Source organism: Erythrobacter sp. S259 (genome assembly GCF_057364965.1).
Window position 1 is genome coordinate 78688 of the sequence record NZ_CP200286.1, and the last position, 15515, is coordinate 94202.

The 15515-nt window shown below is 56.8% G+C and carries 9 protein-coding genes; all 9 read left to right on the forward strand.

Translation table 11 applies throughout. From position 1 onward, the window contains the following. The first annotated feature begins 325 nt into the window (after positions 1-325). The 9 genes from AC0V60_RS00360 to AC0V60_RS00400 all read left to right on the forward strand — a co-directional run bounded on the left by AC0V60_RS00360 (position 326) and on the right by AC0V60_RS00400 (position 15515). On the forward strand, positions 326-6721 hold the full coding sequence (locus AC0V60_RS00360) for a beta strand repeat-containing protein (RefSeq protein ID WP_486176577.1): 6396 nt from the start codon (positions 326-328) through the stop codon (positions 6719-6721). After that, positions 6715-6870, forward strand: coding sequence for a hypothetical protein (locus AC0V60_RS00365; RefSeq protein WP_486176578.1), 156 nt, complete (start codon positions 6715-6717; stop codon positions 6868-6870). The genes AC0V60_RS00360 and AC0V60_RS00365 overlap by 7 nt, the downstream gene beginning before the upstream one ends. Positions 6871-7251: 381 nt before the next feature. Beyond that, on the forward strand, positions 7252-8940 hold the full coding sequence (locus tag AC0V60_RS00370) for a DUF1800 domain-containing protein (RefSeq protein WP_486176579.1): 1689 nt from the start codon (positions 7252-7254) through the stop codon (positions 8938-8940). Positions 8941-9108: 168 nt separating this feature from the next. Beyond that, a complete protein-coding gene (locus tag AC0V60_RS00375; RefSeq protein ID WP_486176580.1) occupies positions 9109-10518 on the forward strand; it encodes a DUF1501 domain-containing protein in 1410 nt (469 codons plus the stop codon). 330 nt (positions 10519-10848) lie between these two features. Beyond that, on the forward strand, positions 10849-11517 hold the full coding sequence (locus AC0V60_RS00380; RefSeq protein WP_486176581.1) for a TetR/AcrR family transcriptional regulator: 669 nt from the start codon (positions 10849-10851) through the stop codon (positions 11515-11517). A 93-nt stretch (positions 11518-11610) separates the two neighbouring features. Next, positions 11611-12720, forward strand: a complete 1110-nt coding sequence (locus AC0V60_RS00385; protein ID WP_486176582.1) for a homogentisate 1,2-dioxygenase — start codon at positions 11611-11613, stop codon at positions 12718-12720. Beyond that, positions 12717-13853: a hypothetical protein gene (locus tag AC0V60_RS00390; RefSeq protein ID WP_486176583.1), complete on the forward strand. Its 1137-nt coding sequence runs from the start codon at positions 12717-12719 to the stop codon at positions 13851-13853. Before AC0V60_RS00385 ends, AC0V60_RS00390 begins: the two co-directional genes overlap by 4 nt. A 48-nt stretch (positions 13854-13901) precedes the next feature. Next, positions 13902-14756 (forward strand): SDR family NAD(P)-dependent oxidoreductase, encoded by an 855-nt coding sequence (locus AC0V60_RS00395; RefSeq protein WP_486176584.1) that lies wholly within the window; start codon positions 13902-13904, stop codon positions 14754-14756. 6 nt (positions 14757-14762) lie between these two features. Next, positions 14763-15515, forward strand: coding sequence for an SDR family NAD(P)-dependent oxidoreductase (locus tag AC0V60_RS00400; protein WP_486176585.1), 753 nt, complete (start codon positions 14763-14765; stop codon positions 15513-15515).

Consider the following 15515-nt stretch of genomic DNA (forward strand, 5'->3'; position numbering starts at 1 on the left):
GACATCTCATTTTCTCAGAGTTATTCATGCAAATTGGGTTTCCGTCCTCGGCACGGCGCATGGCTGTGCCGATGTTTGCAACCAGGGCCGTGTTGATTGAACGGTTTTGAGCACTTCTTAGCGGCTCGCCTCCTGTCGGAGCATTTGGCGGCGAAGTGATGGGCCCACTGAGAGCATCATTGCCGAGGCGGCCCTTCACGAGTGCCAGATTCGACCAACGGCGCAATTTGTGCGATGCAGAGTTTACGCAGTCTGGGGGGACAGCAAGGTGCAACCAAATTCAAATCGCGATCGTGCCCAATGCAAGGGCCTGCGCACAGCGCGATTGCGCGCTGCTATCCTTACCGTGGGCAGCAGCATCGCCCTTGCTGCAGGGCTACAGGCACAAGGTGCGCAAGCGCAAGTTCGAGCGCCAGCCGCCGCAGCTCAGGCCTGGCAAACCGGACCACAAATCTCTCAGCTAGACCGCTCAGGCGCACAAGCGCGGCTTTCAGAACTTCGTGTTCCGCCTGCGGTGCAAAGCACTGGTTCTTACAGATCACCTCAGATGCCTCAGGTCAGCGCTCCGACTTCTGAGCGGATCGGGCCAGTAATAGGTTCAGTGAACGGATCAGTGAATGGCCCGATCACCAGCAATAATACGGCCAAGTCTGGGATCAACGTCCGAGCGGATGCAAGTTTCGACAGCTCAAAAATTGACTTTCGCGCCTCGGCTTTGGTCGACGAAGTGCGCGTTCTTGGCCAATCGGCAATCATAGACTGGATGACCTTTGCATCGGGCGGCGAAGGGAGGCAGGTCACCTTTTTGGGCAAGGATGGCCGCCTAACCTTCAGCTCAGCGCTGTCTGACTACACCGTCCTCAACCGGGTTTTCACACCCGGTTTTGACAGCGCCGTTCGCCTTGATGGTTCGGTTTCATCGACGGTTGCTGGCGGCGGGATCGGCGGCAATGTCTGGTTCTACAGCAGCGGCGGGCTAATCGTGGGGCAGGACGCGTCGATCAATGTGGGAAGCTTGCTGCTGACCACCAATGCGCCCGACCTTGAGGCGTTTGGCAGTGCAGGCAGCACCATTGGCCTGTCAGGTGCGCCCTCGGGCGATGGCCTCATTCGTGTCGATGAAGGCGCACAGATCGCGGCTCACGGCGCCAATGGCTATGTCGCCCTGATCGCGCCCCGGGTTGAGCAGCACGGGGTGGTCATGGCCGATGGCTCGATCTCCTACGTCGCAGCGGAGAAAACGACCTTGTCGATTGATCACGGCCTGTTCGGCATCACAGTCGATGTGGGCACATCGGATGCAACCGGCATTGTCCATGGGGACAGCGCCGCCAGCACGGGTCTGAGCCCGCAAGGCCCGGGGCCGGATATCGCCTTTGTCGCCATACCCAAGAATGATGCGATCAACTTGTTGGTCAGCGGGTCTGTTGGAAGCGCGCCAGCCACATCGGCATCCTCGGAAGGCGGCATCATTACCCTTTCAACCGGGGAATCATCGAAAGCCAACATCACGCTTCAAGATGCCAATCTCACCTCCTTTGTTCAGCTTCAATCGGCGGGTAACGCAGACCTCACGGCAAACGACGGCGAAGTTTTGAACTTTGACAGTGGATTGCAGCTTAGTGTCACCGGCGATCTAGTCATCGACCTGGATGGGACGGGCCAGATCATCGTCAACGGCGCGACGGTCCTGCAAGCCACAGACAATATCTTCATCACCCATACCAACAACACAATGGACACGGTTTCGATCGACACCAGCACCGCATTGACGGTTCGCGCGAATGGCGGGGACTTTGTAGCAAGCGAGGGGACGATCCTGAACGCTGGCTCCACGGTAAGCATAGTTGCAAGCGACAATATTGCGTTTGATACGATCGCAGGCGGCAATGCCTTCAGCGCGTTTGCAGGCGGCAATTTGAACTTCAATCAGGCAAGCACCACCGAGGGCAATCTCATCTTGGATGCTGGCGGTGACCTCACTGGCGTCCTTGCCATGACGGCGGATGCGACCACCAATGTGGGTGGCAATGATGCGCTGAACCTAACTGCTGACGGCGTACTGACGATTAGCACCGCGCGCGCGCAAGATGGATTGACGCTTGCGGGCGGTAGCGTGGATGCAGGCACGCTAATCTCGGACCTTGGAGCCGTTACTGTAACCAACACAGTAAGCGCTGATATCGATCAGATTAACGCGGCGACAAATGCTAGCGTTGTCGCGAATAATGCAACCCTTGGCACAGTCGTCGCTGACGGCTTTCTTTCAGTGGGCAACCGTTTCAGCACAAGTGGAAGCATTGCGATCACAGGCACCGTCAATGTGGGCTCTGGCATCGCTATCACGGCTGCCGACGATATCTCCTTAGCCACTTTGGAAGCTGGAAATCAGTTTACTGCACTCGCCGGGGGCAGCATCACCTTTGATGCGGTGAGCACGACCGACGGAAACCTGCAATTCACAGCTGGCGGCGACATCATAGGAACCTCGGCTATGACGGCCGATGTAACCACCAATGTGGGTGGCAATGACGCGCTGATTTTCAATGCAGGCGGAGCGATTTCGATTGATACAGCGCGCGCGCAGGACGGTCTCACTTTGAGCGGTTCGAGCGTTAATGCGGGCGAAATTTCATCCGATTTCAGCGCGATCAATATCACATCGACCGATGAAGCGATCGTTGGCAGCATCTTCACTGGCCTCAACGGTGCATCGGTCTCAGCAGGCCGGATCGAGGTGGGCGATATTGATGTGGGCGCTTCCCTCAATCTCAACGCGATCGATGGTGATTTGGATCTGACCGGTTCGGTCGATGCGGTCCAATTGGTTGACCTTGATGCGTCTGGCAACATCGCGTTTGGCACGATCTCAGCAGGCAATGCGTTTAGCGCCAATGCAGGCGGCGACATCACCTTCGACAATGCCAATACAACCAATGGCAATGTGACTTTTGTTGCGGGCGGCGACCTTACCGGCGGTTTGGCGGCAACCGCCGATGCGACCACCAATGCTACAGGCAATGACGCGCTTTCACTTCAAGCGGGCGGGGCGCTTTCAATCGCTACAGCGCTGGCGCAGGACGGCCTCACATTGAGCGGTTCAACGGTTAATGCGGGCGACATCGGTTCTGACTTTGGCGCTGTCAACGTCACATCGGCCAATGAAGCGATCATTTCGAGCCTGTTTACAGGCGCAAACGGCGCGAATGTGATCGCCGCCCGCATTGAAGTGGGCGACATTGATGTGGGCGCGAACCTAACGCTCAACGCCAATGCCGGTGATTTGGATGTCACAGGTCCTATTAATGCGGCTCAGATCGCCAACCTTGATGCCAGCGGCGACATCACTTTTGGCACTCTTGCAGCAGGCAATGCCGTTAGCGCGAATGCAGGCGGCGACATTATATTCGCCGATGCCAGCACGGCCAATGGGAACCTCTCGTTTTCGGCAAGCGGAAATATTACGGGCGGCTCTGTCGACACGTCTATTGGAAATGTAGCGGCTACTGGAAACGATGCCATTGCGCTCACCGCAGGCGGGACGCTGTCGATTGGGAGCGCAACGTCGCAGGATGGTCTCGCGCTCACAGGCGGCAGCATTGATGCGGGATTGATCTCCTCTGAATTTGGCTCGGTGTCAGCCATTGCCATAGGCGATGCCGAGGTCGGCACCGCCAATTCCGCTGCAACCACCGTGATCCGGGGTGCGAATGTCACGCTCAACAATGCTGATGTCTCAGGGCTGACGCTTGATGCGACCACAGGCGACATCAAAGGCACCGGAGTGATTACCAGCGATAGCACCGTCAATTTGGACGCCGCTGCCAATATCACCTTTGGGTCCATCACCGCAGGGAACGCCTTTACGCTTGATGTGAACGGGGACCTTACCTTTGACAGCGCCAGCACTAGCGACGGGAACCTCTCGTTTTCGGCAAGCGGAAACATTATCGGCGGCTCTGTCGACACGTCTATTGGAAACGTCGCAGCGGCAGGGAATGATGCCATAGCGCTCAGCGCAGGAGGAACGCTGTCGATTGGTAGTGCAACGTCGCAGGATGGGCTCGCGCTCACAGGCGGCAGCATTGATGCGGGGTTGATCTCCTCTGAATTTGGCTCGGTGTCAGCCATTGCCACAGGAGACGCCGAGGTCGGCACCGCCAACTCCGCTGCGACCACCGTGATCCGGGGCGCGAACGTCACGCTCAACAATGCTGATGTCTCAGGGCTGACGCTTGATGCGCAGGACGGCGACATTAACGGCACAGGCATTATTGTATCGGACAGCACGGCCAACCTTGATGCGACCGGGAATGTGACCTTTGGCTCCATTACAACGGGCAATGCTTTTATTCTCGACGTGTCAGGGAACCTCACGTTCGAAAGTGCGAGCGCGCGCAACGGTAATCTCACTTTGACTGCAAGCGGAAACATTACGGGCGGCTCTGTCGACACGTCTATTGGGAACGTAGCGGCAACTGGGAACGATGCGATTGCGCTCACCGCAGGCGGCACGCTGTCGATTGGTAGCGCGACATCGCAGGATGGGCTCACCCTCACAGGCGGCAGCATTGATGCAGGTTTCGTCTCATCCGATACCAGCGCAATCAATGTCACCGCCGCCGGTGATGCGGCGGTTGATGAGGCCAATCTCGCCGCCAACATCACAATCACAGGCGCGAGCGCGGCAATCAACAGCGGCAATATCGAAGGCAATCTGACGCTGAACGCCAATTCGGGCGACGCACGCATTATGCCTGTAGGGGATGCGCAACTGATCGTTGGAGGGACCGCCGATCTCAATGTCGCAGACAATCTCCTGATTAGCCATTCTGGCAACACCAATTCGCTCGATACGCTGGTCGCTGACGGTCAATTGCTCATTGATGCAGGCGGAAACGTAACCGCGCTGGCAGGCTCAACCTTGGTCTCCAATCAGAGCGTGAGTATTGATGCAGGCGGCGCGGCCAATCTGGAATCTGTCAGAGACGCAGCAACGCTCACCCGTATCTCGGGCGATATGGGCGTTTCAATTGGCCAAATTGAGACGCAAAGTGTCCTCCTCACCGCGGTCAATGGCACCGTTGCCATCACCGGCAATGCGATTGTCGATGATCTTGTGACCGCTTCGGGTCATGCCGTCACGATCCAGACCGCAAGCGACCTCACGCTTGATGCGACTGCGACAGCAGGAGTGATCAATGTGGCAACAGATGGCAGCCTCGCGATCCAGTCCGCCAATGCCGCAGGGGACGCCGCGCTTTCCTCTGCCAATGATCTGGATCTGAGCGGCCAGATTTCAGCCGATGGCGACCTTTCGATTGATGCAGGCGGGATGCTTACGATTGATGCATTTGCAGTGGGCGCGAATGTGGATGTGGCCGCCAATGACATCGCCATTTCGGGCAATGGCGCCCTGGGTGATGCGACCCTCACCCAAAGCATAACACTTACGGCGCAAAACGAGGCGTCCATCGGCGGCTCGGCCAGCAATTCGGGCGTGTTCGAAATCGACAATGACGAGTTTTCGCGCATCCACTCCGCCGGTAGCGTGTTGATTAGGGTGGTCCCAGTCTCTGCGGGCGGCGATGCTCTGATCCGTGTCGCTGATCTCGACGTGGTCGCAGGCGATGGGTCAAGCGCATCTGATCAGAACATCGGCCAAACTGGCGATCTCATTTTCCAGTCGAGCGATGATATTGTCATCAATGGCAATGTCGAGGTCACAAATGCCACTTTGGCGACAGTGCTGAGCGCTGAGGCCCAGGATTTACTGCGGATTGATAGCGCGGCCGGCGGCCTTCATGTGCTTGACGGTAATGGGGGAATTACCGGCATGATTGACCTTGTTGCAAGCGATTTGGTCGCCGCGACAGATGCCGCCTTTGCTGATATCCAAGGTATGGATCTATTCGATGTGGATGCGCGTTTGGCGATCAGCGACGGGGTCGAGCGGCCAGAGGGTATTTTGCGCGCTGATGCGCTCAAAATCGACACCGTCGCCAGTCAGGTGTTCATCCAGAACACTTCGCCCGGTACAGGCAATGACGGGCGGCGCGGTATAACCGTCAATTCTCTTTTGATCTCTGATAGCGGCGGAACAATTCAACCGATTGTCATAAACGGCGTGGTGAACGGCGAAACGGGTCTTGGCGCAATTGCCCAGACCGATGTGACGAGCACATTTGCTGCAAACTCCACCGTCAACGGCTGCCTGTTGAGCAATCCCACTAATTGTCTTGCTGCAACAGTACCAGCGCCCACACCGCCGCCTACGCCTACGCCTACGCCTACGCCTACGCCTACGCCTACGCCTACGCCTACGCCTACGCCTACGCCTACGCCTACGCCTACGCCTACGCCTACGCCTACGCCTACGCCTACGCCTACGCCTACGCCTACGCCTACACCTACGCCGACACCGGCGCCTACCCCTACGCCGACACCGGCGCCTACGCCCACGCCAGCTCCAACGCCTGCGCCCACGCCTGCGCCCACGCCTGCGCCCACGCCTGCGCCGACACCCGCGCCAACGCCGACGCCTGCGCCGACACCTTCGCCTACACCGCCACCCACGGCCACACCTTCCCCGGTTCCTTCATCATCTCCGCTCCCCCCGAAACTCAGGGCGACCTTGCACAATCCATTTCTGAGACCCGGGATGTGGTCGAAGCGTTGGCGGATAGTCAGGAGCCAGCGATCGAGGCCCCTGCAATGTTAGAACTCCAAGCATTTGGCCTTATTAGTTTACCCGGAGACATAGACACCTCAGAGATTGCGTTGATCGATGATCCTGTAACCGGCGTTGGCAACGACGACTTTTGGGCAGAAGAAGCGTGCAAAGGAGAAGGCGAGGACGACGGCTGCTAATTGCTGATTGAGCGGCCTGCTCCTGCCCTCAAAGGCGCTTACTGACGCCTCTCATACCATCAGGTCACTTGCTTCAGGACCTTCAACCTGATCGGCCTTGGATATAACTCTTTGCATGCGGCCCCTGTTTAATGTTCCCAAGACTACGTAAAGTGACTTAGGCAGTGGAATACTGTGGCATCAAAATAAAAAATCACATCTAATGGTATATGTATTCGCACGTTTATTCGTCAGATTGCATTGCAAGTAACATTTGTACGCTGCTTTACAATTGCCTCTGTTTTGGTCCATTAATCATATATACGTATTACACCTGGTCGACTTCAGGGCTGATAAAATCAACATCTTACTGCATTCCTTAACGATAAAGGGCAGTGAGACGTGTTCGATCATAACCTTGAAACACATGACCTCAATGAGGAGCGAGTTTCCTCAGATGCATTGCCCAGCCGGACCGTTGCAAAAGCCAAAATTGCTTTAGCAGCAGGCGCAGCTGGCGTTTCTGCCTGCGGCGGCGGCGGATCGCAAAGCTCAGGAGCCGCAGGACTGCCAAATAGTGCAGTCTCGCCAACACCTGCACCAACACCGTCGCCTTCCGAGCCAAGCACTGGAGCGCTCACCTCACAGCAGAGATCGGCCGCAAGGGCAGCGTTGCACGCGAATTTGTCTGTCAACGACGCCGATATCTCATCCATCAATGATGACGGGCTTGAGACTTGGTTAAGCCGAGAAATGGCCCGCCGCAGCGATGGAAGCGCCAAGGATTTTTTCGAGACCAGAGGCTACGATCAAATCGACACCAATGCCTATTGGCAGCGCCCTTTCTTCTTCGACTACATGGTGTGGTCACATTTGATGAGTGGAGGCAGCGGTGTTCGCATGCGCATGGCGCTCGCACTTTCTGAAATCTTCGTGGTTTCAATCAATCGCTTGGATATATCCTGGCCTGCTCAAGCCGTTGGCGAATATTGGGACGGACTAAACGATCTCGCATTCGGACATTTCCGTGATCTGCTTGAATTTGTGACGCTCAGTCCGGCAATGGGTGTGTTCCTTGATCATGCCGGAAATATGCCAAGCGATCCCTCCATCGGCCGACTTCCAGACGAGAATTTCGCCCGTGAAATCATGCAATTGTTCACCATCGGCTTGTTCGAGCTCAACATCGATGGAAGTCTCAAAAGCAAGTCGGGATCGGCAACCGAGACCTACACAAATGACGATGTCCAAGGCCTTGCCAAGGTTTTTACCGGTTTCGATTTGGACTTCTCGGGTACGGTTCTGACGCCCGATCCGCGCGGTGCAGGTCGCCGGGTTCCTGATGTCCAAACGGCAAGGCGGCCCATGACCTCCAACCCGGCGCAGTGGCGCGATCCGCAAGGCGGAACCACACACTCAACTGAATCCAAGCGGTTTTTGGGGCTGACCATCCCCTCAGGCACCGGCCCTCAGCAATCTGTGAAACTGGCGTTGGATCACCTCTTTTCGCACCCCAACGTAGCGCCCTTCTTTGCGACGCAGTTGATACAGCGCCTCGTGACCAGCAACCCATCGCGCGCATATGTCGAGCGGGTCGCGGGAGCCTTCGAGAACAATGGATTGGGAGTTAGAGGTGACTTAGGGGCGACCTTCAAGGCGGTGATCACTGACCCCGAAGCATTATCGGGCGCTGGGGTTGAGAGCCCCACCTTTGGCAAACTTCGTGAACCCATGCTGAGATATGCCCAATGGGGACGAACCTTTGGGGCGCGTTCCCCCTCTGGCATATGGCAGATCAGAGATCTTGCTGCTGATGGATTGTTGAAACAAGCACCATTTCGGGCACCATCTGTCTTTAACTTTTTCCGGCCGCAATTCACGCCCCCCGATCGCAAGCGGCGGCCAACGGACTTGTTGCACCGGAATTTCAGTTGGTCGACGAAGACTCAGTCCCCGGCTATATCAACTTCATGCGCCGGACGATTGATGGCACCGGCTTTTGGACCGATGACATTGCATCCGCATATGAGGCCGAGGCCGAAATCGCTGACGCGCCTGATACACTTCTCGATCGCCTCGATCTGCTGCTGACCGGCGGTCAGTTGAGACCGTCGACACGCGACCTGATCAGAACCGCCATCGAAGACGTACCAATAGGGACTGCGGACGAAACCGAAGGCAGACTAAGGCGCGTTCATATTGCGGTGATGTTGGTCATGTGCAGCAACGATTATCTGATTCAAAAATAGGAGCCTGCTCATGCATATCTCAAGAGCAGAAGAAATGTGCCGGCGCGCATTTCTCAGGCGAACAACTGCGCTTTCCGCCGTAGGGGCAGGCAGTGCATATGCGCTCGGACTTGCAGGGCTTGGTGAACTTGCCGCGCAATCGGGCGTTGCAGACTATAAAGCGCTTGTATGCGTTTTTCTTGCAGGCGGAAATGATCACTCCAACACGCTCATTCCCTATGACAGTCTAAACTACAACCGGTACTCCGCGCTCCGCGGCGGCGTGGAAGGTGTTGCAATGCGTCGAGCCGACCTTCGTGCAGCGGTTCTTTTGCCGAAAGAGAAGCAGGTTCTGACGGACGATCAAGTTCTTGCATTGGCCCCTTCCATGCCTCGGCTTAAAGCACGGTTCGACGAAGGCGTGATGGCACCTGTGATGAATGTAGGGCCTCTCTTGGCGCCGCTCACACGCTCTCAGTATGACAGCGCAAACTTGAGCGCATATCCTCGGCCGGCCAAACTGTTCTCGCACAACGATCAGCGCTCGACATGGCAAGCCTTTCAGCCCGAAGGGGCTGTCACCGGTTGGGGCGGCTTGCTTGGCGACATTGGTCTGTCATCCAACCAGAACGCGATGTTCACTGCGATCAACACCAGCGGGAACGCTGTCTTTCTCAGCGGCCAAGAAACGGGTGCATACCGCGTGGGCTCAAGCGGTGCGACCAAGGTACAAGGCCTCAGCCAGTTGTATGGGAGCGCTGCGGCTGGAAATGCGCTCGATACGCTCCTGCGCCACCACGGCGGACACGTTTTAGAGACTGATCAGGCCGCAATAAACGCGCGGTCCATCGACTATTCCGGTTTTGTGAATGACGCACTTGAGAATGTGCCAGACTTCACCCGTTATGCAGGTGGCAGCGGTCTGGCGGGCCAGCTTTCACTGGTCTCCCAGGTCATGGCGGCGAGAGAGGCGCTCGGGGTGACGAGGCAGGTTTTCTTCGTGACGATGGGCGGCTTTGATAATCACACGAACCTTAAACAGGAACATCAAGGCCTCCTGGCTGAGGTCGATGCTGCGCTTGATCAGTTCTACTCGGTCATTGTCCGCCTAGGCCTGCACAAACAGATGACTGCGTTCACTGCTTCCGATTTCGGCAGGACCCTCACATTCAATGGCCGAGGCAGTGATCACGGATGGGGCGGTCACCACTTTGTCATGGGAGGAAGCGTAAAGGGAGGGCAGATCTACGGGACAGCGCCGCACATCTCTGTAAAAACTGATGATCAGGTTGGGCAAGGGCGCTTGTTGCCAACCATCGCCGTGGATCAGTATGCCTCAACATTGGCGCAGTGGTTTGGCGTTCGCACGTCTGACTTAACCTACGTAGCCCCTAACATCGGACGCTTCGCAACGCCAGATATCGGTTTCATGCAAGCATAGATCAGAAGATCAGATTACCGTTCAATCAGACAGGAGAGCCGCAAACGCAAGACGTTTCAAGTTTCGCGAACAGGCTCACTTTGTGCTCTTTCGAACAGCAGCCTGCCCAATGGGGTTTGCTTTACGCGGCTGCGTGCACAATCCTGAGGTTGATGGTCCATTTGGCAGATGCAAGTTCGGTCATCTCGCTCTTGGTTATCCTCCAATTAGCCAGCAAGCCGGCACGGTTGTGCAGTAATGGCATCTATGCCAAATTGGCGCTTTTCCGGAAATCAGTTGCAATGAGGCCAGTCGGGCCAATCGGATTTCCGCTCAAGAGAGGTGTCCGATATGGCTGAGGGTGAAAACAAAATGACGCCAGCGGAGCGCCGCCGTGAAAGGCAGCGCCGCCGTATCATCGAAGCTGCGACTGAGCTGTTTGAGCAAAATGGCGGTGAGGATGGCGGCGGGTATGCGGCCACCACCATTGAACAAATCGCAGACAGGTCTGACATTTCTGTTCGCACGTTCTTCCGGTACTTTGAGACCAAGGATGATGTCATCTATCTCGATGTGCGCCGCGCGATTGAGGATCAGCGCCGCTTTATTGTGCAGAGGCTTGAAGATGGCCTGCCACCGGAGACCGCTGCTCTTGTCGGCACCATCGAACAGGCGCTTGCCTTCTCTCATGACAAACTCAATCGCAAGCGGCTTGAGCGGGGGCTGACGTCGCGCAACTTCGCTGATCGCGCTGCATCCTGGCGCTCTATGCAGCGCGAAATGCTGGAGGAATTGCTTGTCCCCCATATCCCGGCGAAGAGCGGTCCAGAGCGGCGCGCCAAGTCTATCGCTTGGCTGACGTCGGCCATTTTCGATTGCGCGGCCGCCGACTGGCGCGCCAATCCGCAGTCCGATCTGCGTGATCGGGTAAAGCACGCATCAGCTGATCTGGCACAATCGCTTGAAGTCATCAACGCGGATGGAAAGTCGGGATTGGCCGCGCTGCTGAAGGCCCTTTGAAGTCCTCGCTTCTCTAGTTTGACACTCGTGCCATATTGACATATTTGCCATACAAAATCACCTCTCAGGGGTGGTTTAGGAGGAATGGCGAGAATGAAGAGAAGCTGGATCCAGCATGTCCGCGGCGAGACACCGCGTCAGGCGCGCGTTGGTGTCGTCGGGAAAATGCATGAAGAGCTGTTCGGAAGGCAGGGCTTCAGCGGGCCAGCCGCGATGCTCTACCATCAAGATTCTCCCAATGAGCTCATCCGGATCGAAGGCAGTCTTGGTGTTCGCAGCGCGCTTACGACCGAGTTTCAAACCAGCGATAGCACCGATGCGCGCGCAGATTTCACTGTGCTTGCAGCCAATCAGGATTTGCAGGTTGGCCTAAGCCGCCGGGCAGAAGATATGCCCTACGCTTACCGCAATACCGATGGCGATTTGCTCTATTTCGTCCACCGGGGCGAAGGCGTGTTTGCAACCGAGTTCGGTCCGATTGACTATGAACCGGGCGACTATGTTTTGCTGCCGAAGGGAACGACATTTCGGCATATGCCAAGGACACCAGACGGCGTTTTCTATGTCACGCAGTCCGCCGATCCCATTCGTTTCTCCGAACACGAGCAGGTCGGGCGCCATGCGCCGTTCGATCCCACGCTGGTAACGGTTCCTGATGTTGCAAAATATGATTGGCCTGAGCGCGATGAATGGGAATTGCGGATCAAGCATGGCGGGGAGTATTCCTCGGCATTCTATCCTTCCAATCCCATGGATGTGATCGGCTGGAAGGGTGATCTATTCCCGCTGAAGATAAACATCCACGACATCATTCCGATAAGCTCGGACCGCATTCATCTGGCCCCGTCATCATGGGCGACGTTTGAGACTGATAAGATGATGGTCGTCACCTTCCTACCTCAAATGGCGGTCGCGGATTTGACTGCGGAAGAACTGCCATCCAACCACCGCAACATTGATTGTGATGAGACCGTGTTCATTCACGATCACCCTGTCGTTCCCGGCGGCATCTTTTCACATGCCCCGCAAGGCCTGCTGCACGGTCCAAGCGAGGGTATTCGCAAGATGTTCAACGCCATGCGAAAGCTAGGCGCACGTCGTCAGCTCACCGCCGTTAGCGTGGACGCCTATGCGCCGCTCAAACCCTCTGATGCGCTGATCGAGCATATCAAAGAGAAACCGTCGCAAGGTATCGGGCTATGAGCGCGGTCAAAGCACTGCCGATGCACTCCTACCTGCTTGCAGCGGAAGAGGGGCTGCCGTTTGAGCTTTACCCTCCGGCGGTGAACAACAACCCAAGTGTTCGCCTTGATCTGTATGAGCCGGATAACGGTGTTCCGGACCACAAAACCATCGCCATCTTCTCGCACCCAACCGTGCCAGTGGCAGGGTTTTATATGTTTGAGCCCATGAAGATGATGGGCCTACCGTGCGCCGCGATTGCCACGCGCTTTGTTGGCAATGATGCCACCTTGAATATGGAGCGCTGTGCCCAAGATGTGGGAACCGCGGTGCGTTTCTTGAAAGAGCGAGGGTATGAGAAAGTCATTCTGCTCGGCTTTTCCGGCGGGGCGTCACTCTTTTGCTTTTATCAGGCGCAGGCAGAAAATCTGACCGCGACGCAGCTCCCCGATGGGCGGCCGAGCGGATTGCTGCCCGAACATCTTCCCCCCGCTGATAAACTGGTCTTGTTTGGTCACCATCTTGGGCGCTCGCAAACTTTGCGCAATGTGCTCGATGCCTCAGTGCTGGACGAGAATGATCTCAGCAAAACCGATCCGGCGCTTGATGTTTTTAACCCCGACAACGGACCGCCATTCTCTGACGAATTCATTGCCAAGATCAGAGCAGGTCAGGCTGCACGGATGAAGCGGATCACGCAGTGGGTGAAGGACCGGTTGGCAAAGCTGGAAGCCGAACAGGGCCCGGGCGCTGATGAAGCTTTCGTCGTGCACCGGACCAATGCCGATCCGTTCATGTTTGCCGAAACGTCGGATTTCAAAGGCGATGTGAACGCCATTCGCGCCATGAATTTGGCTGGCAATGGATTGGGCCGATTTACCAGCCTTCGTTCGTGGCTAAGCCAATGGGCAACCGATATCAGCCACGCTGATGGCCCGTCGGATATGCGCAAAACAACGATCCCCGTTTTGAGCATCGTCCAGATAGGGGATCACCGCGCCCATCCTGATTACTTGACCCAATGGGAAGAGGCCATTGGCGAGCGTTTCACCGGGCACCACTACTTTGACGCCACCCATTACATGGACCCCAAAGAGCAGCGCGAAATGGTCATTGAAGCGGCCAAGCTGATCGTGGGTTTCGCGCTGAAGTAGCGCCCGGAAAGCGACAATCTCATTTTTGAATTTAGCAAGGATATAGCCATGAAGAGACTGGACGGAAAAACACTGATCATGACCGGCGGCGGCGGCTCTATTGGTTCAGCTGCAGCACTGCGCTGCGCGCGGGAGGGCGCAAATCTGGTTCTTTCGGACATCCGCGAAGACAAGCTAAACGAAGCAGCCGAAGCGGCGCGCGAAGCGGGGGCAGAGGTGCTGGCTCTGGTGTCCGACACGCGCAATGAAGACGACTGCGCAGAGCTTGCCGCGAAGACGGTTGAGACATTCGGGCGCATCGACATGGTGTTCTCCAACGCGGGCGAGGTTTGGGTCAAAGAAGCCCTGCAGCAAGACAAAGCGTTCTGGACTGACTGCCTTGAGCTGGAACTCACCGGCCAATGGCTTCCCATTCGCGCCGCATTGCCGACCATGATTGAGCAGAAATCGGGCAGCGTTCTGGTGAGCTCTTCGATGACCGCCAATGTCGGCATCAAGCATATCGCCGCTTACAGCGCAGCCAAAGGCGCGCTTCAGGCTCTGATGAAGGCGCTGGCGATTGAGCATGGCCGCGACAACATCCGCTTCAACAGCCTCGCTATCGGTTCGGTCGAAGGCCGTCACATCATCGCCTCAAACGCCATGCGTCAGGGCATCACGTATGAGCAGGCCAAAATGCTGGTGGGTGCGACCAAGAAAGTGCGCGATGAAATCTTTCCGCTTGGCCGGATGGGCAGCCCCGAAGATATCGCGCCGGTTATTGCTTTCTTTGCCTCCGATGATTCCTCGTGGGTCACCGGCACCAACTTCTATCCCGATGGCGGCCTCACTCATGACGGCACAGCCGGGATCAGCGGCTTTAACCAAGAACAGCTGATGAAATATGCAGCGATCCTGAACTAAGCCGAGATGGAAGGTTTTGTTTTCTTCATAGTGGGAGGCGCTGCTGGCATCGGCGCTGAGGTCGTCAGGCAGGCGGCCAGTGCCGGTGCAAAAGTCGCGGTGTGCGATATCAATGAAGAAGCTGGCGAGAAGCTTGCAGCGGAAATCGGGGGCCTCTTCATCCCCTGCGACGCGACCCGCGAAGAAAGCGTGAAGGAGGCCATCTCAAGATGCGCACAGGAGCTTGGAACGCCGAGCTACGCGCATCTCAATTCAGGGGTCATGACGGTCCCGCCCGATGCGCCCTTCACTCCGTTTGAGAAAGCGCCCACGGACGCCTATCGGCGGGTTATGTCGGTCAATGTCGATGGCGTCTTTTACGGGCTTAGGCACTTGATCCCGTTGATGCGTGAGGGTGGCGGCGCGATTACGGTCACCACCTCGCGTGCTGCGCTCGTCGCAACGCCGTTCGATCCCATCTATGCCGCCAGCAAGGCCGCGGTTCTGCAATTGGTGCGCAGCGTTGCAGCCGCTAATCAGGGCACGAAACTGCGCATCAATGCCGTGTGTCCGGGGACGGTGGACACAGCCATGCTCTCTGACCTTGTCAGGCAGGCCAAGGTCCCGCTGATGCCGCCATCTGCTATTGCTGAGGAAGTGATCAGCCTACTGACAGGGGGTGCAAACGGCGAAGTGCGCGCGAAGATCGAGGGCCGCGATGCCTTTGCCATTGGCACATTCGACGGCGAAATAGAGTATAAAGCTGCGGGAGAACCATAA